This window comes from Bdellovibrio sp. SBM16, from assembly GCF_056175625.1.
In genome coordinates this window covers 121,387-143,713 of record NZ_JBJKJG010000011.1, presented here as the reverse complement: position 1 = coordinate 143,713, position 22,327 = coordinate 121,387, and the positions used below count along the sequence as shown (strand labels likewise).

Sequence of the window (22,327 nt, the reverse complement as noted above, 5' to 3'; positions counted from 1 at the left end):
TTACACCCTCTCAATCATATACTGGCCCACGTTAATCCGGCCGGCGCGGAACGCACCTTCACAGTAAGATAGATACAAGTTCCACATTCTGATAAAGCGTTCATCAAAACCCATAGCGCGTACTTTCGGTAACGCTTCATTAAAACGCTCCCGCCAGATTTTTAAAGTATCAGCATACGAAATACCGAATTCATACTGGTTAGTCAGCTTCATGCCGTTTTCCTGGCTTTTGCGATCAAAGATACTGTTGGCTAAAAGCATCCCACCCGGAAAAATATAGTTCTGAATGAAATCAGTCTTTTGACGGTAGCTATAAAACAAATCGTCGTGAATGGTGATTCCCTGAATGATCGCTGATCCTTTGGCCTTGACTGAGCTTGCCACTTTTTGAAAATAGTTATCCCAGTACTGCTCGCCCACAGCTTCAATCATTTCAATCGAGACAACTTTATCGTAAGTACCTTTGATATCACGATAATCAATTTCCTGAAGATTTACATTGTGACTTAACCCGCGCTCTTTAATCATGGCACGGTTGTGTGCGGCCTGACTGGGTGAATTCATCACGGCAGTTACATTGCAGCCGGTGCGCTCGACGGCGCGGCTAAAAAACCCGCCCCAACCACAACCGATTTCTAAAATATGATCAGAAGGTTTGATATTTAACATATCAATCATGCGGTCGTACTTGTTTAACTGGGCCTGCTCTAGGGTTTCGTGCGGATTATTAAATAACGCCGATGAATATGACATCGTCGGATCCAACCACAGGCGGTAAAAGTCGTTTCCCAGATCGTAATGGGCTACGATATTTTTTTTGGCCTGGCTTTTAGAGTTGCGCGTGAGTAAGCGCTTAAGCTGGTACAGCAAGGTTCCCATCAGGGTGCCGTGTAAAGCTTGCCCCAGGGATTGATCATTGCGGCAGGCCCACTCAATAAGTGCAGCTTCATTGTCGACTTCAAGATCACCTTCGATGATGGCTTCAGCCAAACCCAAATCCCCTTTGTTTACTAACTGATCGATCGCGCCCCAGTTTTTTACCTGAACATGGGCTTTGTAATCGCCTTCACCGTACAGTTCTGATTTACCGTCCGGGAATGTCACGCGAATCGTGCCATGCCGCGAGTTTTTTAAGACCTGAATAAAAAATTTAGCGGCCCAGGAAGCTTGTGCCATGAGTAATCTCCTTTATCGGTGGCGTCGGTTTTTTATAGAATCGAACACGTTTAAAAAATAGTTTTATTGCCTGAAAATGAATACGAAACACCACAAGCGGGGTCAGCCAGCCGTAGCGCCACAGTAGTTTGAAAAAACTTACCTGCTCAAGAGGCGTTAAGTTACCTTGTACCCAGGTGCGTAACTTTAAGCTGCCATCAGCATTTAAAAAATGAATATCGACATGCAGTGATTTTTTTGATGGCACGAACCTGAAACGGTATTCACCTTCGATAGCAAAAAACGGAGAAACGTGAAAACGTTTTTCAGCCGTTAACCATTTGTTATTGAGCTCTTCACCTTGTTGGTAAAGCCAGTAGTAATGGGTTTCGCCGAAGGTGTTATTAACTTCACATAAGACTGCATCTAATTTTTCACCGCGGTAACAGTACCAGAAATTAACTGGATTAAACGCGTAACCGAACATGCGCGGAATCGTCTGCAAATAAACCTGTTCCGCCTGGTAAGAAAAATTAGTTTTTAAAAAATGGGTACACTTTTCGCTCAAAGTCGATTTGTCATCCGTCAGATAATCGCTGCCTCTAAAACTTAAAAAGCTTTTAAATTTTTTACGTAACAGCGCTTGCAACTCTTTGGTCTGTGCGACCTGATAATACACATTAAAAATTGGATACTTAAAACTGTTGTTCGCAGTTTCTGAGCGGGAATGATATACATGTCCTTGCATCAGGTACATTGCCATCAGTCAACCTTCCACGGAGGATTTATGTCAAAGTAGCGGGCCACATTAACCGCGCTGCGCAGGCCATCTTCGTGAAAGCCGTAGCCAGTCCACGCACCAGCAAAATACACGCCGTCTTTTCCCTGGAGGTGAGGGATTTCTTTTTGCGCATCGATCGCCTGCTGGTCAAATTTCGGATGCTCATAATGAGCTTCAAAGATCATGTCTTTCGGTGGGCGTGCAGGGTTAAGAGTCAGAAGCAACTTATTCACCGTATCCATCGGCTGCAGGCGATTTAGTAAATAAGTGAGCGAGACTTTGTCAGAATGTTCTGTCGTTAACTGCGCTTGCACATTCCACGAAGCCCAGCAGCGGTTTTTGCGTGGCAAAAACGAAGTATCTTCGTGCAACAATGCCCTATTTGGGATCGTTGAAAAACTTTTAATTATTCTTTCCTGCTGTTGGTTTTTGAATTTGTAGATTTTGGCCGTAACCGGAGCATGCGTCGCAAAGATCACCTTATCAAACTGATAACTGTGCAAAGCGGTCTGCACTTTTAATTTATCATCGATGTGCTCAACGTTCTGAACAGCTTCGCCAAGATGAACATGCGGCAGGCGGCTTGCGATCTGTTGAACATAGTTTTTTGAGCCCCCCTTAACAGTGCGCCAAACCGGGCGGTCATTTACCTGCAATAGCTTGTGATTGATAAAAAATGTAAGAAACGTTTCCGCAGGAAAATCTAACATGCCCTTTTCGGGTGTAGACCAAATCGCTGCCACCATCGGCAGCACGTACCATTCTAACAATTCGCGTGGGTAATTTTGTTTAAGCAGTAACTCGCCAATAGTCCATTTGTGTTGCCGCGCCAGCTCACGGTTTTTTTCAGCCTGGCGGTGAAATGCCAGAATCGAAAGCAGCAGGCGGTGAAATCGCGGATTAAACAAATTCTGTCGCTGCGAAAAAACAGTATTAAGATTATCCCCAGCCCATTCGAGCCCGGCCTGCGGCACCTGAATTGATAGCGACATATCCGAAGCTACTGTCTCAGTTTGCAAGTAGCTAAACAAGGCTTTCAAATGTGGATAAGTCAGATCGTTATAAACAAGGAAACCTGTGTCAATATTATTTTGTTTACCTAACCTACTGACTACGCTAGTGTGGGCATGTCCACCTAAGCGATTATCTGCTTCAAAAAGATGAACTTCATGCTTTTGATTTAATATCAAAGCTGTACCTAACCCACTAATACCCGACCCGACCACTGCAACTTTCATAATTTCTTCATATTATATTAGTGGCATTGAATATGCTATTAATTTTTTCAATTGCACACACAGCGTCTTATTCCTATACTCTAACCAGTATGAAACGCACGAAATCGGCAAAGGCCACAAAAAAGAGCAAAAAAGTAAGAAAATACGATAACAGTTCACGTTTGGAAAAATCGAACCACAACCGTCAGAAAATTATCGAAAACTACGTCGATCTTTTAGTTGAAAGACGCGGCGACGAAATTTCATTAGAAGAACTTGCTGATCGCGCAGGGCTATCAACACGCACTTTATTCCGTTTTTTTGGCGATAAAAAATCGTTGACCCGCGAACTGGAAACTTATCTTGAAGCTTATGTCACCCGCGTGGCGAGCAACCTGCAAACCATGACTGTAGAGGAATTCGCGGAGTTTGCGTTTCAGGTCTTTGATAAATACGAAAGCTTATTGCTGGCTTATTTATACACAAATTTCGGCCAGCAATCGCGCGTACTATTCCGCAAAAAATTTAATGCATTAGTAATGGAAAAAATCAAAGCCCAGATTCCGACAACAAACAACAAAGTAGAACAACAGAGAATTCAAGTTATCATCACATTGATCAACGCCAACATCTGGAGTGATTTACGTAATGTGTACAACGAATCCGGTGCTGACCAGGGTAAAACCATGAAATGGGCCGTAGGAACTTTACTGCGTAATCTGAACAACTAATCACAAATATCCACCGCCTATAGCCCTGTTATTGGCGCGATGCGCTTTGTAAATAATTATTTATTCATATATTGTTTTTTGGGTAAACACTCGATCCAACAACTCTCAATCGTGAGGTTTCAAACGATCCAACTAGGGGGCCGGGCCAAGGTCAATTCGCCTATCCGAATTTATGCCGGGATGTATTAGATTTTCTAAAATTCAGAGATTACCAGAATTTTAAGATCGCACTTCGAATTGGCACAACCAGTTCCACGATCTACGATGTAATCATGAAATAATTGTGAAGTGTGGCGGCAAACTTTTAAGATTATTAACCTAACATTTATGATCTAGACCACAGGCCGTGTCAGCCGCATCCCCGATTTCAATCTGGATTGTAACGTGATTGATAGCAAACTTCTGACAAAGATCCTGATTCAGTTTATTAAGAAATAAATCACCGGGATGTTTTTGTTCTTTCATTTTGATATGCGCAGTTAACGCCACTTCCGACGAACTCAACGACCAGATATGCAGATCATGAATTTCAGAAACTTCTGGGTTAGATAGAATCTGTTCACGCACTTTTTCGCTGCTGATCGCAAGCGGAACACCTCCCACCAACAAGACAAACGATTCATGTAAAAGTGCGATTGAACCTTTGGCGATAAAAATCACAATCAAGCAGGCCGCAATCGGATCGAGAATCGTCCAGCCGGTAAACTTAATAGCCAGACCGGCTACGACAACACCTACAGAAATAAACGCATCCATCATCAAATGCAGGTAAGCTCCCTTTACATTTACGTCATTCTGGTTTTTTCTGAATAAGAAAGCTGAAAGAAAATTAACCGCAATACCAAGTCCTGCGACTAAAATAATTTTATCCTCGGCGATCGGTTGTGGGGTGATAATGCGCTGATATGCCTCATAGAGAATATAAAACAAACTTAAAATCAGAGTGATCGAATTAACAAACGTTATCACCAACGACATTTTTTTTAGGCCGTAAGTAAACTGCGGTGATGGTTTAGATTTATTCAGTTTAAAACCGATCCACGATAAAAACAGCGCTACGACATCAGAAAAGTTGTGAACCGCGTCGGCAATCAAAGATACAGAGCCGGTAATAAACCCCAACGTTAGTTCAAAAACCACAAACACCAGATTTAAGATGCCGCCGATAACAAAAGCATTGGAAATATCGGCATCACTTTTAATTTCGATGTGGTGATGGTGGTGGTGACCATGCCCATGGTGATGGCCGTGATCATGGTTATGATCATGGCTATGATCGTGGCTGCAGCCGTGGCCATCATGCGAATGATCGTGTTTTTTACTTCTTAACAGCTTTAGCATCGATAGTTTCCAGTTGCGTGGCAAAACTTTTATCTGAAAGATACACTAAGGCATGATCTGCCCGTTCATATAAAAACGCATGTCTGGTGCGGACTTTCAGATTTTCGAGATTTTTACGCACTAATTTTTTGTCAGCAAAATGGGTTAAGCCTTCGATGGCCTGTGCCCGTAATGCGATTTCAAAATCTACATCGGCCCGCGGCCCGAACTTCTCGTTCTGAATAAATTCATTTAAGATGTTGTGGCAGTTAAAATCCTGATTCATCACCATCAGCTCTAAGGCCAGAGTACGTTCGTTTTTTCTGTTGTCGCTGTCTTTAAGCACGTCGGCTAATGCGATATTATCTGCAGGTTTTACGGTTTGAGCGTACTGGTTTAATAACTCTTCACTTTTTTCCGGGTCATCTGAGACGACATTCATTTGTGAAACAAAATTCTTAAAACCCGCAAGAAAACGCGAACGCTGTTCAACCTCAGAAACTTCAACTTGTTGTGCCGGGGATACCGCTTCGAAGTTGTTAAAACGTGTCTGTGCTGTTTTGATCACGTAATCGCGGCGTAAACTATAGTCCATCATCAGAAAGCCCAGAACGGCTAGCAAGAATCCGGCAAAATAAAGAATTGAACGATTACGCATAGATTAATGCTAGCGTGTGCAGGCCTAGACTCAATCAAATAGAGCCTTTGCTGCTAATCGTTAATAAACAATTACTCAAATGAGATTTCGGTGATAGTCACGATTTCATCACCGGCTGGTTTATGAATTTTAACTTCTTCATCCAGTTTTTTCCCTAACAGGGCACGTGCGACCGGCGATTTCCAGGATATTTTGTTTTGTTTAATGTCGAGCTCGTCTTCGCCGACGATCTGATAAGTGTAAGACTCACCGTCTTCGTTTTCGATTGTCACCGTAGCTCCGAAAATCACCTTATCTGATTTCAGAGTTTTGGGATCAATAACCTCAGCCGCCTCGATGCGCTTTTGTAAAAAGTGAAGCCGACCGTCGATCTGGCGTAGACGGCGCTTACCGTACTGGTAATCGGCGTTTTCCGAACGATCGCCGTTACTCGCGGCCCAGGCCACCGTTTCGACAACCCTGGGGCGCTCAACATTTAACAGTTCGTGATACTCACTTTTAAGTTTTGCGATACCTTTCGGCGTAATATAGTTTTTCGAATTGTCCATTACTTAACCGCAAGACCATCTTTTAGTGATCTGTTTTTAAAAACCATAATCGGTACCAACGCAAACACTAAACCCACCACCACCGTCGTAACCATCATGGCGATATCGGTGGCCGAAAACCAAGCACCGGCAAAATATAATCCGAATTTTTTTGCCATGAATGGCGAAAGCGCAGTTTCAAGCAGCACTTTTACGACTGCACTGGTGCCAACGGCCAGCGCTAAGATAAAAAAGACTTCTAAAAATACCAGCTGTGCCAGATGTGAAAAACCCGCTCCAAGCGAGCGTAAAATCGCCATTTCCCGGCGACGTTCGTTAAGACTGGTCATCAGGGCGATAATCATGCCGACTAACCCCACAACCATGACCAGAGCCGAAATTAGCTTTAACACAAATTCGATCAGCGAAAGACTCTGCCACAGATCACTTAAAACTGCGCCCGGGATAACTGCCAACAGCGCCTCATCTTTATTTTCGGTAATTTCACGCTGCATCGGCAAGATTTTGGTTTTGCTTTTCAGTTTTACAAAAAATGAAGTAATTGCTTCCGGCTTAGGCTGGTGTTCGTGGGCTGGCTCATCTTCCTGCTTGGGGTCTGCATGCATGTGATCCATCGCTGCCAGCGTAATATACACTGAACGATCTACCGCCGTGCCAGTCGACTCTAAAATTCCGGCTACGGTTAATGGCTGTTCAGCATGTTCTTCAAAAGATTCGCCGGTCGTACTCCCGTGGGCGACCACAATCTTATCCCCTAATTTATATTTAAGTGTCTGCGCCACTTCGGCCCCGAGCACCACTTCATTATCTTTGGCAAAAGGCCCGCCAGAAATAATTTTTAAATGCTCCTGCGAACGCACCTGATAATGCTCGAAAAACTGAGTGGTGGTGGCAACAACGCGAAAGCCCTTATGACCATCACCAAGACTGATCGGAATCGTCCACTCGACATCCGGGTGCTGGCTGATTTTTTCATAACTTTGATAGGTGATATTATTGGTAACCTGGCCGATATTAAAAACCGAGAACAACACCAGCTGCAGCGAGCCGGTGCGTGCCCCGACCAACAGATCAACCCCAGATACTGTCTGAGTGAAGCTATCCTGAACTGAGCGGCGCACCCGCTCAACTGAAAAAAGCAATAACAAACTTAACGCCACTGAAAACACGGTGGCCGTTGTGGCAAATGAGCGGTGACGAATAGATTTAAAAGCTAATTTAGATAAATTCATACTACACCTTCACCGCATTCACGTCAGTTAAACTTAAATGCCGGTCAAACAGTTTCTGAATCGAACGGTCATGGCTTACAAAAATCAGCGTCGACCCTTGCGCCTTAACCAGAGAAAATAAAATCTTTAAGAAATTTTCACGATGATCGTAATCAAGGGCTGAAGTCGGCTCGTCGGCTAAAATAATTTCCGGCTTAATAATCAAGGCACGGGCTGCGGCTACCCGCTGCTGCTGGCCAACGGATAATTGTGAGGCCAGTTTTTCGACATGGTCAAACAAGCCTAACTCTTCAATCACGCGGTCATATAAAGCCTGATCAAAGTTTTTACCACTGAAGGTAAACGGCAATAAGATATTTTCTTTTACCGTTAAATACGGAATTAAATTAAACTGCTGAAATATATACCCGATATGCTTCGAGCGAAACTGGTCACGCTCGGATAAACTCATGCTTTGAGTTTTTTTACCCAGCATCTCGACATCGCCGCTTTGTCCGGTGATCACACCGGCCAAGATTTCTAACAACGTGGTTTTACCGCTGCCGCTCGGGCCGAATAGAAATACCGTTTCATTTTTATCAATCGTTAAATGCGGGATTTGTAATACTGGCTTTGCATCCGCACCGCCGTAGGCAAACGATAAATCTTTAATCTGAATAACTGCAGACATGACATTCCCCGTTTATTGATAAGGTTCAACGTAATCGCCGATGAGTTCAAAAGAGGCTTCGCCGTACTGCGATTCTTTGAGAGTGATTTCAAAATCACCGTACACCCAGATCGGGCCATCGGCTGCAGGCACACCTTTTTTCATTTTAACATAAACCATCTGGTTCGGCGGAGGTGCTGGTAAGTGAATACACGCCTGCGGGCTCGGCACTAATAAAAACTCAGTCACTTGGCGCTGGTTGTCTTCAAGAGGCACCATAAAGCCCGGAATCTTTACGCGGGTCTTATTAACTTTTTCTAGTTCCGGCGGAGCTTTTTTGTTCACATAGTCCATCTGATCAAGGGCGCGCCAGTCCAACTCAGTGGCAGGACCACCGCCTCCACGTCCCATAAAGTACAACGCAACACCGACGGCTAAAGAAAACGCAAAAATTCCTGCTAAAATCCATTTCATCATAATGGCAATTACGATATGCTCATCCCATCTATGAGTAAATACCAAAGCGTGCGCGGCACGAGAGATTTATTACCGGCCCTGAAAAAGACTTTTCGAGCGATTGAAGCCAAAGCTTACAATGCTGCCCAAAATTATGGCTTTAAAGAAATTGAAACGCCGATTTTTGAGTTTTCTGACGTTTTTCACCGCTCCTTAGGCGAAACTTCAGACGCTGTTAGCAAAGAAACCTATACTTTTGCAGACCGCGGCGGCGATTCGATCACTTTACGCCCCGAAGGCACGGCCGGCGTGGTGCGTGCCTACGTCTCTGAGGGTTTGGCCCAGCATAACCCAAACAAACTTTACTACTACGGGCCGATGTTTCGCTATGAACGTCCGCAAAAAGGCCGTTACCGCCAATTTTACCAATTCGGCGTTGAAGTGCTTGGCTTAGAAAACCCACAGGCCGATGTAGAAGTGTTAGATCTAGCCTGGAGAATTTTAAACGAAATTGGTTTAGGCGGCAAAGTTACGTTAGAGATTAACACCCTGGGGGATCAGGTCGACCGCAAAGCCTACCGCGATGCTTTGGTGCAGTATTTAACACCGCTGAAAGACCAGTTATCCGAAGATTCAAAAGTACGCTTAGAAAAAAATCCGATGCGTATTTTGGATTCAAAAGATGAAGGCGATAAAAAATTAGTCGCCGGGGCGCCGAAAATGGATGCGTTCTTATCAGAAACTTCAAAAGCGTTTTTTAAAGCGGTAACTGACGGTTTAAGCGAATTAAAAATCCCATTTCAAATCAATCCAAAACTGGTGCGTGGCCTTGATTACTATTGCCACACGGTTTTTGAATTTGTAACCACTGAACTTGGCGCCCAAGGCACCGTGTTGGCCGGCGGCAGATACGATGGTTTAGTTGAAACTCTGGGCGGACAAAAAACCCCGGGTGTTGGCTGGGCTTCTGGCGTTGACCGTTTGGCTGATCTGTGTGAGTTAAATAAGGCGTTAGAAACGCCGGCAAAAAACCCGATTGCGGTGATCACGTTAGGTGATAAAGCTTTAGTTTCAGGATTAAAAATCGCCAGTGCTTTGCGCGCACAGGATAAATACTGCGAAGTCTTTATGACCGGTAATTTCAAAAAGAAACTAGAAAAAGCGAATAAATTAAATACTGAAAAAGCAGTTTTGTTATTCGAACAAGAAAACGGCGAAATTGAATACAAAATCAAAGACTTCAAAACCGGCGAGGAAAAACCTGCCAGCTTTGAAGAGTGTACTAAAATCTAAGGTGCCAGGCCTTTTTCACTACAGTTATAGTGGCGCTAAAAATGAAAAAGCTGTTAGGCGGTAGCCTAGCAGCTTTTTAGTTTCGTCTGACTTCCAGCTTTCGGATTTAACGGATCCGGAAAGGAGGTGCCGATGAACAAATCCAGTTATTTGAGATATCGGCGTCTACTTAGCATTTCTAAAGAAGTCCTAAGATTATTTTTGATGTTTCTCGGAATCATCATAGTAATTCGAAGTATTTAGCGATCTAGCTTGCAGCACGTTTGTTCTTAGATCTTGATTTACAATCAAGACCATTGTCCTGCGACAATGGCATCCTACGGACATGGGATTTAAAATCCTTCGGAGTGCGCAGACGTTACAGGGACACTGAGCAGCTAGCGCTACCGCTTATAATTTCCAGTTTTCCGGTTTTGCCATGCCGGTGCCGGTCGCACTCTGAACCACACCGGTAAGTGCTTTCGGAAGCACGATCGCTTCACGGCGGTGATACACCGGAATCACCGCTTTTTGGGTCATTAAAATTTCGTCGATTTTTTGCATCATCTGTACACGTTTATTTTGCGACCATTCTTTGTCGTATTTCTCTAACAGCTGATCCATTTCTTTGGATTTAAAACGCAAGATGTTGCCGCCGGCCCAGGCATTTTTCTCTGTCGGAATATCGTTTGAGTGATAAAGACCTTTAAGCGAGGTATCCGGATACGTTGTGTTACCGAACAGCGCAATCTGGAAATTTCCTTTCGGCACCGAATCCCCTAGCAATACACGCGGCGGTTCGTTTTTGATTTTGCAGAGCACACCGACCCGTTTGAAGTATTCGCAAATTGAAACCTGCAGGGTCTCGTAAAGTTTAATACCCGCCGAAGTTTTAAATTCGATTTCTAAAGGTTTACCGTTTTTCTTTCTGATCCCGGTCGTATCTTTTACCCAGCCGTTTTTATCGAGCAACGCTTCGGCCTGTTTCGGGTTATAGCTAGCAGGTCTGGCGCTAAAAGCCAGATCGTTTTCAGAAATAATGGTTTCTGCCGGATTTAATTTTCCGGCCAAGAACGCCTTGGTTAATTCTTTTTTATTAATCGCTAATGCCAGCGCTTCACGTACGTAGTGGTTTTTCATCAACTCATCTTCGTTGTTGATAAATAAGCCCTGAAAAATCGGGCCGTTATTAAAGTGTACGGTAAAACCCTTTAGCGAACTATCAGCCGCAAAATCCAGAGCTAAATCCGGCGGGAATCCCACCGCCGAAATGCCGCCGATTTCTTTACTTAACAGATAACTTTTAAGAGTCGCCGTCGAAGCCACATGTTTGATGATGATTTTTTTTATCTCAGGTTTTTTACCGAAGAAGTGTGGGTTTTCTTCAAAGATAATATGGCTTCCGATTTTATATTCGGTCACCTGATAGGGACCCGAATACAGGCCTTTAAGCGTCGGGTTTTTTACGTAATTAGAATTCTGTTCGTAAGCTCCAACCTTGGTGTTGGTTGTGGTAAAGATCTGTTTTTCCAGATGGCTCGGCAACACCGGCGGCAGATCACGGTCATACGTCCACTCATCGGTCGCATAAGTGACGGTGCACTTTTTCGGAGACTTTGCATCCCACTGAAGTTTGGTGATTTTTGAATAAATATTTTTTTCGGTTTTACTGACGAAATCACTTAAACCCACTTGCCACCCCAGGTGCCAATCGGCACAGGTTATTGCCGTACCGTCAGACCACTTCGCATTTTCCTGTAAAGTCCATACAGCTTGTTTGTTTTTTAGTTTCGGAATACTGACAGCCAGATTTGGCAAAATTTTACCTGAGGCATCACGGTAGACGATATCACGGTACATAAACTGTAAGATCGACTCAGTCGCTGCGGTCTGGTAACTCACCGGATGTAACGTATCCCACTCCTGAATAATTCCGATTTGTAATGGGCTCTGCGCAGCCCAAAGTGAAAATGAAAATAACATCACGGATACAAACAATTTCATGACTACTCCTGAGATAAAAAAAGAGCCAGGCTTTAGCTGGCTCTTTACTAAAAAAATTTAACTATTTATTTTCTCGAACCTAATTTCACATTCTCACCGCGCATCCAGCCGTGCACGGTTTGTGTTTGTGTGCGGCTCCAGTAGAACAGCATCAACACCCCAAAGATAAACATGGCAACGCTTAACCACTGACCGCGCGTTAAACCAAGAGCCTGAAACCCGATCTGAATATCAGGCTCACGGAACATTTCATTAACGATACGAACAATCGCGTAACAGACAATAAAGCTTCCGGCGATAACACCCGGACGGCGTGATTTGCGCGCTAAGAAAAATAAAACTAAAAACGTAAATAAACCTTCACTAAGACCGGCAAATAACTGCGACGGATAACGGTAATCCAATAAAGGCCCGATCGCATCACGTAAAGCGGTGTCGCCATTTTGGATTTTATTAATGATTGAATATAGCGCGTTGTAAAGTTCGTCTTTGGCCGATGATGAACTTTGCGAGTCTCTGACAATTTCTGACCAGCGGGTCGGATTGATTCCCAGTTTTTCGACCACTGGCGACAACGTTGGCAGGCGGTCGTACTCGTACTGTGGCCAGTTTAAAATATCTGAGGGGAAACGCACACCTAATGGAAATTCTTTCGGCGCAATACGGCCGACTAATTCACCGTTAATAAAATTGGCGATACGGCCAAAGAACACCCCGATCGGTCCGACAATTGAAACCACATCTAACAAGTACACCGGGTTTAAATGGTGTTTACGGGCATATAAAAAACACGCCACAACGATACCGATAATACCGCCGTGTGAAGCCATACCACCTTCGTTAACCGCAAGCACACCCCAGAACGGAAGCGACGGTCTGAAGCTCCAAAGTAAAGACTGGTCGTAGAATAAACAGTAACCTAAACGTCCGCCAATTAAAGTACCGAAAGCAGCGTAGGTCACAAAATCAGAAACCATCTCGCCTTGCAGATCAGAATTTTGTCTCTCGGCAAGCCATTTGATAACCAAATAAGCACATAAAAAACCCAGCAAATACGCAAAGCCGTACCAGCGTGGCCCAAAGGTTTCAGTGATGCGAAATATAAATGGATTTAAATCATGAACCATAGTTTTTACCTCGGATAGGGTTATCATCCATTAGACACTGGCCTTGGTCAATGTTAGTCTCGGCGGATGCCAAAGAGGCGCCAGCTGAATTACGCGAGGTAAATATGAGCACTAAAAAAGTTTCTGATATTTTTGATTCGACCCAATGGGATGAAGTTCAAGGTTTCGATTTTACCGATATCACCTACCATAGAGCCAAAGCCCACGGCACTGTTCGTATCGCCTTCAATAGACCCGAAGTACGCAATGCTTTCCGTCCGCGCACCGTTGATGAGCTGTATACGGCCCTTGAACACGCCCGTATTTCGGCTGACGTCGGAGTTGTCTTAATCACAGGCAATGGACCTTCACCTAAAGATGGCGGTTGGGCGTTCTGCTCTGGCGGCGACCAGCGTATCCGCGGTAAAGATGGTTACAAATACGAAGGCGCCGACAACAACGGCACCGGCGAAATGAACAAAGTCGATTTAGCCAAACTTGGCCGTTTACATATTTTAGAAGTTCAGCGCATGATCCGCTTTATGCCAAAGGTTGTCATTGCCGTAGTCCCTGGTTGGGCGGTGGGCGGCGGCCACTCGTTACATGTGGTGTGCGACATGACGATCGCTTCAAAAGAACATGCGATTTTCAAACAGACTGATGCTGACGTGGCCAGTTTTGATTCGGGCTACGGCTCAGCTTACCTCGCGCGCCAGGTGGGTCAAAAAAAAGCACGTGAGATTTTCTTTATCGGCCGCAACTACAACGCCGAAACGGCCTTTAACATGGGTATGGTCAATGAAGTCGCACCTCATGCTGATCTAGAAAAAGTGGCGCTAGAATGGGCGCGTGAAATCAATACCAAATCACCGACCGCCATCCGCATGTTAAAATATGGTTTTAATCTTATTGATGACGGTCTGGTCGGCCAGCAATTATTTGCCGGTGAAGCCACCCGCTTAGCCTACGGCACTGATGAGGCCCGCGAAGGCCGCGACGCGTTCTTGCAAAAACGTGAACGCGATTTTGATAAATTTCCTTGGCATTACTAGAATAAAAAAATAGGCCGGCCGAAGGCCCGAGACATTATTTTCTTACAGGTGATATTTTTTTCTCAGTCTTTCGGCGCGCTCACGCACCATCGGCACCGGAAAAACCTCGGCTTGCTTTAAGGTGGCCAGCACCCCGGCCCGCAAACTCGGATCGTTGAGTAACGCGGGGTTGGCCGTAAGCTGGGTGTCTAGCTGGTAAAGCGCGACTAACTGCGGGTAATTCATCGTTGTCTGATCAACTCCGCTGTTATGTGGGTTATCCTCTCTGGCTATGGTTGTACAGTCTGACAAACTTAAACATGGTGATTCACGGTACACCTGCTGCAGAAACTCGAGATCAGCTGCTGTCTGCAGATTTTTAGCGATCAGAAATACGATAAAGCCGCGGCCATTACGGTCTTCCATTTTTAGCGACGCATATTTATCTTTGAGGGCCTTATTAAAATCAGGGCTTAGGCGGATCAGCTGGCTAACCCGTGGATCACTGTCATTCTTTGATAGTAAAATTTCTTCGAAAGTCGCCCACAGCTGCTGTTCGCGCTCAGACAAAGTTGCCGGCACAGATTCAGCATCGCTACTGTTATCTGCCGATTGGGCTTTAGTTTCAGTATTATTTTTAGCCTGAGCAGGCTCCTGCAACTGATTACTTTGTGAAAAATCGAGCTGACTGGGCTTGATAAGCTTTGGCGATTTTACCGCCTCACGGCCCAGAAAGTAATAGAGCCCTGCACACAGCAGAGCTCCAGTGATTAAAACTGAAAATAATTTCTTAGTTCGCTGCAAAGTCGTTTAACATTTGCTGTTTAACAGCCGGTTTGGAAATACGACCTAACTGGTCAGTTGCATAGATATCGGCATCCATTTTAACTTTGTCGTTACAGTTAGTGCAGAATTTGCTGATGTTTTTTAACATGATCGTCGAAGAACCGTATGAACCTTGGTATTTCACATCACAAGCCGCTTCGCCTTCAAGTTTGGCGCCGGTCCAGATGCTGGTTTTGTCTTTGCCGTTTTCATCCAGGAAAGGTCGCGGACAGCTGGCGTGCATCCAGTTTCCGTTTTTAGTCTCCGAGTGACGGGCCTCATGGTAAACCACCATGGCACGCGCCACTTGCGGGTGAGAAAAGTTAATATAATTTTTAGTTAACCACATTTTATTTGGATCAAAGAATGGTTGAACGCAGGCAACGGCAGCACCACCGCCACAGGCATCAACGCCCACCGAGAAAATACGGGCATCAAAAAATGTTTGATAGGCTTTACCGCTAACTTCGGTAAAAATTTCTTTATGAAACGGCGTTTGACCGCTGCCCGTGATCTGCGCCATAAAAGCAAGATCGCCAACGATCTGTGTCTGGATATTTTTAGGAACATCTGAATCAAATTTTAATGCACCCAATGCTGTCGTGACTGTCGTGCTCATTAATATTAGAGCTACTAGTTGTTTCTTCATGGCTTTCCCCCTCTTGATCGACACGAATAATGTGCAAAAATCTTTGCGCGCTTTTCATCCCCCGGCAAGCAAAGAAAAGGCAGGCCATTACTTTTTGGAAAGCGGCGTGTCGAATCGGGATTCCTTGCTTAAGACAGATTGTTCTTAAAAAGCCACTTACAACCGTACCACCCTGATACGGATTTCGCTTTTTTCAAATTCGAAGTTTAGAGATGGTAAAATAAGGGTATGAAACAGCTACTTTTGATCGTTTCGCTTCTCACTATGATTCAGTTTTTCCACGAAATCGCTGAAGCCCAGGATTCAAGTGGTGCTAGTGGCAGACCGTGGCTATTATCGCGCGGCTCGGCCGCAAGAGAAGCAAAACGCTTTAATTTATATGATTGGATGGAGCAGAAAAACCGCAATCAGGTTATGGATATGTGGTTATCAATAAATACTCCATCCCCTTACGAATTCATGTTGGGGATTAACATGAATCAGTACAGCACGGACGACGGGACAACTTCGGCTAAGTATAAAAGCTATGAGGGAGAGCTTTCGGCCTATGCCTTATTGGTGGGGCTTACCGGAGAATACCAGAACAACACAGAAGAACATTTCAGGGATACGACAGGAATGTTTAACTTAAGATTATTCGGTCACACGCTGCAAGGAACGCATTTGACTGTTCACTACGGTTTGCGCACGCGCGAGGATAGCGCGGGCAGCTACCGCCTGAACCAGCAATTCGCAGCAGGGACGCTGCAACTTTATCTGTTCAAGTACTTCGGCATCGTTGGTAATTACCGCAAATTTATCCCGGTCAGCGAAGATTTTTTTGGCGAGACCGACGGCACCCAGCAAAGCGCCGGTGTGTTTATCGATTTTGCCTCGTTACGCGTAATGGGCTCGTATTTTAAAGAACAACAGAAGTCGCTTAAAAACCAAGTCGAGACCAACACCAACCGCGAGGGATCAAAAGTTACCCTGCAGCTTTATTTCTAATGCGCCAACTGGTACATGACGGCGAACAGGCCGCCGGATATTAACGTCGGTAGCGCAAACGCATCATAACCCCATGCTGAAAAACAAAAAACGCCGATCAATGAACCTAATACAAAAAAAGCAATAATTCCAAAACGCATGAGATTGGCTTTATGCTCTTCTTCGAGAACCGCCGCACTTAATTTATTGCGATTTAATATGCGCACCAAACCGATTCCTAAATCAGTTGTCAGTCCGGTTAAATGTGAAGTTCTTACCACCGAACGCGAAACCGAAGTTATTGTCGCATTCTGGATACCACAGGCAAAACACAGCAAAATCAACAAGGCATAATCTTTAGATACCTCGATAGGCTGGCCAAACGGGCTGAAAAAATTAAAATGTCCGGCAACTAAAATCGTCGCAATAATTAAAAAGATAATTCCGAAGGTAAAATAATATTTCGGCTTGAGGTTAAGTTTAAGACGGATATCCACTAACTGTCCGCTTAACATGGCCCCCAACAAAAAAAACAGGGGCACCACCAACATACCTAAGGCGTGTGAATAATTACCGGCGGCAGAATCGGCCGCAAAAAACGTGGCAAAACCAGTGACGTGCGAGACAAAACGGTGTGACGCCATAAAGCCGCCAACGTTTAAAAGCCCTGCCTGAAAGGCCATCAGTAACCAGACAATGACATTGCTTTTATTATAAGTAGCTATCGACGAATTTCCAAAGATCATAACTGTTATCCAGTATATAAACCCCGTAAATACCTGTATAACGAAAACTCATCGATCCGCCCCTTTGATACGCTGTGACGACAGCAATTAACCGGACCAAAGCGTGTGATGCTGCGGAAAAGTTGCTTCGGCCTTCGGTTAAGAGTACAGTCTAAAAAAATCAAACCAGGAGAACACAATGGCTTCTTTATCTTTCAAAGGCACACCAGCAAATACAAACGGTAATTTACCCGCAGTTGGACAAAAAGTATCTTTCTCAAAACTGATCAAAAGCGATTTATCAGAAGCTAGCAATGCAACTTACGCCGGTAAAAGAAAAGTATTAAATATTTTTCCTTCAATTGACACTGGCACCTGTGCGGCCTCAGTTCGCCAGTTTAACAAATTAGCGGCCGATATGAACAACACGGTCGTGCTGAATGTTTCTTTAGATTTACCATTTGCGCAGGCTCGTTTTTGCGGTGCTGAAGGCATCAAAAACTGTGAAAGCTTATCAGGCTTTAAATCTAGCTTTGGAGCTGACTGGGGCTTAATGTTGCAAGACACTGTTTTGTCGGGCTTATATGCGCGTGCGGTTGTGGTGTTATCAGAAGACGATAAAGTTCTTCACACTGAATTAGTTTCAGATATCGTGAACGAACCAAATTACCAAGCGGCTTTAAAAGTTTTAGCTTAATGCGCGACTCGGTTTACGAATTACCCGCAAATCTTCCGCAACCTGTCGATGACGGCGCCTGTGACCACTTACGTGGTCACGCAATTCCGAATATCCGCTTACATGCTACGACAGGCCAGGAACTGGTGCTGACCGAAATTTTCGCTAAACCGAGTGTTCTGTTTATTTACCCGCGTGCCGGTTCACCACTGGAACCAAACACCAACCCAGAGCTTTGGGATACCATTCCCGGAGCCCGCGGCTGCACGCCACAATCCTGTAAATTTCGTGATTTATACTCTGAATTTCAGAAACTCGGCGTTGCCGTTTTTGGTGCCAGCATTCAAACGCCAGTGGTGCAAAAAGAATTCGTCGAGAGAAATCACATTCCCTACCCGATCTTAAGTGATGCCGACTACAAACTGACCAATGAATTAAATCTGCCGACTTTTGTTTTTGATAACGAACACTTAATCAAACGTATGGCTTTTTATATCGATGAAAATAAAATTAAGAAAGTTTTCTACCCGGTGTTTCCGCCGGATAAAAACGCTGACGAAGTTTTGGCGTGGCTTAAAAGCTCAACCTAATTTTTTTTGAATATCGTCGCAGCAGTTAACCAATACGTCTTCATAGCACGAATCGTCGCTCACGATCATATGCGCGTGCCGTTTAGATGGTTCTACGAATAAATCATGCATCGGCTTGACCTGGTTATTAAACTGCGCCCGCACCCCTTCAGGCGTTCTTCCGCGTTCTTTCACGTCACGCTGCAAACGGCGCTCAAAGCGTAAATCTTCCGAAGTATCAAAGAACACCAGATAATCGAACACCGCACGCACGTTTTCGGGATGAAAAATCAAAATACCGTCAACGACGATAATCGGCTTGGCCTTGATATTTAGTTTTTCTTTGGCGCGCCTATGGGTTTTAAAATCATAAATAGGGATATCCGTGTCTTTTCCTGATTTTAACTGGATTAAACAATCGGCCAAAAGCGAAAAATCAATACTGTCGGGATGGTCAAAATTAACCGCACCGCCGTCTTTATCAAACTTGTGCGATTGATCTATGTAGAAATTATCCTGAAAGACAATCTCGGCCAGATGGTGACCCAGCTTAAGCTGCAGGTCTTTGGCGAAATAGGTTTTTCCTGAACCACTTCCGCCGGCTACCCCGATAATTAATGATCTATTTCGTTTGGAAAAGTCTGTCACCAGCATCTCCCAAACCCGGAACCAGATATCCGTGCTCATTAACTTCTTTTTCGATATTTAAAGTCATGATTTCGACATCCGGATGAAGCGAATGAATTCTCTGGATCGCATATTCGCTGATTAAAATCGAAAGAATACGGATTTTATCCACTTCATAGCTTTTTAAACGCTCGATTGCAGCAATCATGGTATCAGCTGTCGCAATCAACGGATCACAAAGAATGGCTAATTTACCTTTGATGTCCTGAGGCATTTTAAAATAGTATTCGACCGTGTTATTCACAAAACGGTCACGGTAAATCCCGATAAAACCTGCAGATGCAAACGGAATCATTGATAAAACCGCATCTAACATGCCATTACCGGCGCGCATGATTGAAACCACCACTGGCGTGTTGTGGATACGCTTAACTTGCGTTTTGGTGATAGGCGTTTCGATATCAACAGTTTTCATATCCTTCCAGTCACGCATGACTTCAAAAGCTAAGATCCGGCTGATTTCTTTGGTTAATTCGCGAAACTCACCAGAACCCGTCTCTTTATCGCGTAAGTAACCTAATTTGTGCACTAACAATGGATGATCTAAAACAACTACTTTATTATTCATATATACCTTTCTGTCTGGCCACGGCTTTTCGCCTGCCGGCTCTTAAAATACAGTTCCATCACTTTGGATGTTTAATGGCGGATTACCGCCGGCTCGTTTTTCCTGGGCGATAAATCTTCCCGCCCACCAAGTTCCGCCTTCTAAAATTTTAGCCAACGGAAAATCCTGTGGCGATTTATTTAGTGATTTTTGGATTTCGGCGCCGATTTGATCTAAAAGATATACTGTTAACGACCGCCATTCGATAATTAAATCAGAATCCGGCGTCCACGTTTTTGCCATATTCGCCTGATCCTTCATTGTTAACAGACCAGAATCAATCAGAAGGCCACCGTTACGGTATTCAGCAAGGCCGGTTAAACCTTCAACACCGTCAACATCAAAGCCGGCTTCCATGATCGGTTCTAACAATGAATAGGTCATCCATTGCGACAACTTATGAATAGGAACTAAATTCAATTTTGAGTGCTGCCAAACATCACCAAGATTGACATCTCCTGCTGAAATACGGCCTGGCCAGATCTCGCCAAGACCATCTAAAACAGCACGCAATACCGCTGTGGCCGGAATTTTACTGCCGTGCTTTTCAATTAAGTGATCGATAATATTGCCCGGACGGTTTCCCTTCTTAAAAACAGGATTATGGGCACAGGCTTTACCTAAGTTATTTAATAACTTCACACGGCCTTCAACACCTACAAGTGGATTGTCATTGGTCACCTGAAAATGTTTTTCCAATTCTGCCGCCGTCACTGATTGCAGCCCCTGGGCATCCGCTTTCCAGGATTTTTTATCAGACGACATCGCGCCAGCTTTAAACATGTAAAGTGAAGCCACACCTAAACCTTCTGAACGGTTAAAGTGTTTGCCAGAAGATTCTTCTAAATACTTCCAGGCAGGGCCTGCACCGGCATCAAGCAGAACAGAGGTAATGACCAAGTCTAACTTAATACGCGCCAGTTCTAATTTATCAGTCGTTGTTTCAAACTGTTTCGAGCGGTCAGTCCCACCGACACGAAAATGTCCCCAGCGCGAATGAAACGGAATTTTTAAATCCGGATAATTCTTTCTGATCACATCTAAAACGTAATTCACGGTCGGCTGAAGTTTTTCAGCGTTAAAAGTAAAATAACCATCACCTGCGACCGTCATATCGAATACTTTTTTTGACTGATCACGAATCGCTTGCGGCGATAAGATATAATTAATTTCCTGGTTAGATAATGAAACTTGCTTACTCAATGTCGCGTCCTTTAACTTTTTTAAGTCCTTCAATGTCTTTCGCGCCGTCAGCCGAAAAGTAACCCGCTGCTTTTTTCGCTTCGATTTCGACCTGAGCATCCGCCGGGATTAATTCTGGCGGAATCGAAATACGGTTTACAACTTCGATACCGCTTTTGACGATCGAGTCGTACTTCATGTTACTCATAGAGTGTAAATTATGGATTTTTTTAATACCGAAGAAATGAAGTGCATCCGGCATAAACTCCTGAAAACGCGCATCTTCAGTACCCGCTACACACTCGGTACGTTTAAAATATGTCGCGGCTGTATCCCCGCCCACTTGGCGTTTACGGGCGTTGTAAACTAAAAACTTTGTCACTTCACCTAAAGCACGGCCTTCTTTTCTGTAGTACACGATAATACCTACACCGCCACGTTGAGCTGTGCGGGCCGCATCCTCGATCCCGTACATTAAGTACGGACGGCAGGTACAGATATCAGAACCGAATACATCTGAACCGTTGCATTCATCGTGCACACGGCAAGTCAGTTCTACATTTGTATCAGCTAAGTGTCTTGGGTCACCGAAGATATAAGCGGTCGAAGAACCGATTGGCGGTAACCAAACTTTTAAATCACGACGGGTGATAAATTCCGGGTACATACCGCCAGTTTCCTGAAATAAAATCTGGCGTAATTCACCTTCGGTTACTTTCAGACGTTCAGCAATACCCGGCAAATACCAAACCGGCTCTAACGCGACTTTAGTTACGCGGATATCGCCGTTTTCTTTAATGATTTTTCCGTCTGGTTTTAAACGGCCGGCTTTAATCGCTTCGTAGACTTCAGGCAATTGCAGGTGCGCCTGAGTCATCGCAATCGTCGGACGGATATCGTAACCTTTTTCAAAAAGTTCTTTAAAATGAATCTGCGGATCTAATCCCCAAGGATCAAGAGTAACGATCTTAGTCGGATCTTGCCATTGCGGGTACGGACCGATCGGCGTAGGCGCCTCTGTGTTATGCAGATCTGGCTTATGCACCGGAGAGAATTTTCCGCTCGCGATCGATAAGGCGCGGTAGACTGTGTAGCTACCTGAGTGCGCCCCAATCGCATTTCTGGTTTTAGAATTCGTCAGTGATGCGACAACCGGGCCGCGCTGCAACGCTGTTGTTGCCCCCCAGTTTACCGGCAGAGTTTCTTTGAATTTAAGATTCGTGTGCGACGCTAAAATAATATGATTCGATTTTTTACCTGTAGGTGTAGTCATATTCTTTT

Annotated in this window: 24 protein-coding genes; 6 read left to right on the top strand and 18 right to left on the bottom strand. The window is 44.5% G+C overall.

The annotated features are described in order from the left end of the window. Genes AC04MM_RS12595 through AC04MM_RS12585 form a run of 3 tightly spaced genes read right to left on the bottom strand, consistent with a single transcriptional unit; the run spans nucleotide 1 to nucleotide 3,174 of the window. Nucleotides 1–1,176 carry a class I SAM-dependent methyltransferase gene (locus AC04MM_RS12595; RefSeq protein WP_475380720.1) on the bottom strand — a complete coding sequence of 392 codons (1,176 nt, stop codon included), beginning with the start codon at nucleotides 1,174–1,176 and terminating at the stop codon, nucleotides 1–3. Next, nucleotides 1,151–1,918, bottom strand: coding sequence for a DUF1365 domain-containing protein (locus tag AC04MM_RS12590; protein WP_475380719.1), 768 nt, complete (start codon nucleotides 1,916–1,918; stop codon nucleotides 1,151–1,153). The genes AC04MM_RS12595 and AC04MM_RS12590 overlap by 26 nt, the downstream gene beginning before the upstream one ends. Continuing rightward, nucleotides 1,918–3,174 carry an NAD(P)/FAD-dependent oxidoreductase gene (locus tag AC04MM_RS12585; RefSeq protein WP_475380718.1) on the bottom strand — a complete coding sequence of 419 codons (1,257 nt, stop codon included), beginning with the start codon at nucleotides 3,172–3,174 and terminating at the stop codon, nucleotides 1,918–1,920. Before AC04MM_RS12585 ends, AC04MM_RS12590 begins: the two co-directional genes overlap by 1 nt. An 89-nt stretch (nucleotides 3,175–3,263) precedes the next feature. On the opposite strand from AC04MM_RS12585, the gene AC04MM_RS12580 reads away from it, so the two are divergent. After that, nucleotides 3,264–3,884, top strand: a complete 621-nt coding sequence (locus AC04MM_RS12580; protein ID WP_475380717.1) for a TetR/AcrR family transcriptional regulator — start codon at nucleotides 3,264–3,266, stop codon at nucleotides 3,882–3,884. 318 nt (nucleotides 3,885–4,202) lie between these two features. On the opposite strand, the gene AC04MM_RS12575 is transcribed toward AC04MM_RS12580, so the two are convergent. The 6 genes from AC04MM_RS12575 to AC04MM_RS12550 all read right to left on the bottom strand — a co-directional run bounded on the left by AC04MM_RS12575 (nucleotide 4,203) and on the right by AC04MM_RS12550 (nucleotide 8,768). Further along, nucleotides 4,203–5,225: a cation diffusion facilitator family transporter gene (locus AC04MM_RS12575; RefSeq protein ID WP_475380716.1), complete on the bottom strand. Its 1,023-nt coding sequence runs from the start codon at nucleotides 5,223–5,225 to the stop codon at nucleotides 4,203–4,205. Beyond that, nucleotides 5,203–5,862: a hypothetical protein gene (locus tag AC04MM_RS12570; protein WP_475380715.1), complete on the bottom strand. Its 660-nt coding sequence runs from the start codon at nucleotides 5,860–5,862 to the stop codon at nucleotides 5,203–5,205. The genes AC04MM_RS12575 and AC04MM_RS12570 overlap by 23 nt, the downstream gene beginning before the upstream one ends. 71 nt (nucleotides 5,863–5,933) lie before the next feature. Next, nucleotides 5,934–6,410, bottom strand: coding sequence for a transcription elongation factor GreB (greB, locus tag AC04MM_RS12565; RefSeq protein WP_475380714.1), 477 nt, complete (start codon nucleotides 6,408–6,410; stop codon nucleotides 5,934–5,936). Then, nucleotides 6,410–7,642, bottom strand: coding sequence for an ABC transporter permease (locus tag AC04MM_RS12560; RefSeq protein WP_475380713.1), 1,233 nt, complete (start codon nucleotides 7,640–7,642; stop codon nucleotides 6,410–6,412). The genes greB and AC04MM_RS12560 overlap by 1 nt, the downstream gene beginning before the upstream one ends. Before the next feature lies 1 nt (nucleotide 7,643). After that, a complete protein-coding gene (locus AC04MM_RS12555; protein WP_475380712.1) occupies nucleotides 7,644–8,312 on the bottom strand; it encodes an ABC transporter ATP-binding protein in 669 nt (222 codons plus the stop codon). 12 nt (nucleotides 8,313–8,324) lie between these two features. Next, nucleotides 8,325–8,768, bottom strand: a complete 444-nt coding sequence (locus AC04MM_RS12550) for a DUF3299 domain-containing protein (RefSeq protein WP_475380711.1) — start codon at nucleotides 8,766–8,768, stop codon at nucleotides 8,325–8,327. Nucleotides 8,769–8,798: 30 nt separating this feature from the next. Here AC04MM_RS12550 and hisS point away from each other — a divergent pair, with 30 nt between their 5' ends. Then, nucleotides 8,799–10,040, top strand: a complete 1,242-nt coding sequence (gene hisS / locus AC04MM_RS12545; protein WP_475380710.1) for a histidine--tRNA ligase — start codon at nucleotides 8,799–8,801, stop codon at nucleotides 10,038–10,040. A gap of 390 nt (nucleotides 10,041–10,430) precedes the next feature. Here the strand turns inward: hisS and AC04MM_RS12540 are convergent, their stop codons facing one another. Together AC04MM_RS12540 and lgt are read right to left on the bottom strand one after the other, a co-directional pair. Continuing rightward, nucleotides 10,431–12,023, bottom strand: coding sequence for a peptide ABC transporter substrate-binding protein (locus AC04MM_RS12540; RefSeq protein WP_475380709.1), 1,593 nt, complete (start codon nucleotides 12,021–12,023; stop codon nucleotides 10,431–10,433). A 65-nt stretch (nucleotides 12,024–12,088) separates the two neighbouring features. Continuing rightward, nucleotides 12,089–13,150, bottom strand: a complete 1,062-nt coding sequence (lgt, locus tag AC04MM_RS12535) for a prolipoprotein diacylglyceryl transferase (protein ID WP_475380708.1) — start codon at nucleotides 13,148–13,150, stop codon at nucleotides 12,089–12,091. 104 nt (nucleotides 13,151–13,254) lie between these two features. Here lgt and AC04MM_RS12530 point away from each other — a divergent pair, with 104 nt between their 5' ends. Further along, nucleotides 13,255–14,181 (top strand): 1,4-dihydroxy-2-naphthoyl-CoA synthase, encoded by a 927-nt coding sequence (locus AC04MM_RS12530; RefSeq protein WP_475380794.1) that lies wholly within the window; start codon nucleotides 13,255–13,257, stop codon nucleotides 14,179–14,181. 42 nt (nucleotides 14,182–14,223) lie between these two features. Here the strand turns inward: AC04MM_RS12530 and AC04MM_RS12525 are convergent, their stop codons facing one another. Next, entirely contained in the window at nucleotides 14,224–14,964 is a 741-nt protein-coding gene (locus AC04MM_RS12525) for a hypothetical protein (RefSeq protein ID WP_475380707.1), read from the bottom strand. Beyond that, entirely contained in the window at nucleotides 14,951–15,634 is a 684-nt protein-coding gene (locus tag AC04MM_RS12520; RefSeq protein WP_475380706.1) for a hypothetical protein, read from the bottom strand. The genes AC04MM_RS12525 and AC04MM_RS12520 overlap by 14 nt, the downstream gene beginning before the upstream one ends. Before the next feature lie 228 nt (nucleotides 15,635–15,862). Between AC04MM_RS12520 and AC04MM_RS12515 the strand changes: the two genes are divergently transcribed. After that, complete coding sequence (locus AC04MM_RS12515; protein ID WP_475380705.1) at nucleotides 15,863–16,621, top strand: hypothetical protein; 759 nt, start codon at nucleotides 15,863–15,865, stop codon at nucleotides 16,619–16,621. On the opposite strand, the gene AC04MM_RS12510 is transcribed toward AC04MM_RS12515, so the two are convergent. Beyond that, the gene (locus AC04MM_RS12510) at nucleotides 16,618–17,346 is read right to left on the bottom strand and encodes a YoaK family protein (protein ID WP_475380704.1); all 729 of its coding nucleotides are present in this window, start codon (nucleotides 17,344–17,346) and stop codon (nucleotides 16,618–16,620) included. The two genes, AC04MM_RS12515 and AC04MM_RS12510, sit on opposite strands and share 4 nt — an antisense overlap. Before the next feature lie 178 nt (nucleotides 17,347–17,524). Between AC04MM_RS12510 and tpx the strand changes: the two genes are divergently transcribed. Both tpx and AC04MM_RS12500 read left to right on the top strand, forming a co-directional pair. Then, nucleotides 17,525–18,022, top strand: a complete 498-nt coding sequence (tpx, locus tag AC04MM_RS12505) for a thiol peroxidase (RefSeq protein WP_475380703.1) — start codon at nucleotides 17,525–17,527, stop codon at nucleotides 18,020–18,022. Continuing rightward, on the top strand, nucleotides 18,022–18,591 hold the full coding sequence (locus AC04MM_RS12500) for a peroxiredoxin (RefSeq protein WP_475380702.1): 570 nt from the start codon (nucleotides 18,022–18,024) through the stop codon (nucleotides 18,589–18,591). The genes tpx and AC04MM_RS12500 overlap by 1 nt, the downstream gene beginning before the upstream one ends. Here the strand turns inward: AC04MM_RS12500 and udk are convergent. The 4 genes from udk to AC04MM_RS12480 are packed head-to-tail and all read right to left on the bottom strand — an operon-like array spanning nucleotide 18,583 to nucleotide 22,319. Further along, nucleotides 18,583–19,224, bottom strand: a complete 642-nt coding sequence (gene udk, locus AC04MM_RS12495) for a uridine kinase (protein ID WP_475380793.1) — start codon at nucleotides 19,222–19,224, stop codon at nucleotides 18,583–18,585. The two genes, AC04MM_RS12500 and udk, sit on opposite strands and share 9 nt — an antisense overlap. After that, nucleotides 19,193–19,825: a uracil phosphoribosyltransferase gene (gene upp, locus AC04MM_RS12490; RefSeq protein ID WP_475380701.1), complete on the bottom strand. Its 633-nt coding sequence runs from the start codon at nucleotides 19,823–19,825 to the stop codon at nucleotides 19,193–19,195. Before upp ends, udk begins: the two co-directional genes overlap by 32 nt. A 42-nt stretch (nucleotides 19,826–19,867) precedes the next feature. Then, nucleotides 19,868–21,067, bottom strand: a complete 1,200-nt coding sequence (locus AC04MM_RS12485) for a URC4/urg3 family protein (protein WP_475380700.1) — start codon at nucleotides 21,065–21,067, stop codon at nucleotides 19,868–19,870. Beyond that, entirely contained in the window at nucleotides 21,060–22,319 is a 1,260-nt protein-coding gene (locus tag AC04MM_RS12480; protein ID WP_475380699.1) for a GTP cyclohydrolase II, read from the bottom strand. The genes AC04MM_RS12485 and AC04MM_RS12480 overlap by 8 nt, the downstream gene beginning before the upstream one ends. Between the last annotated feature and the right edge of the window lie 8 nt (nucleotides 22,320–22,327).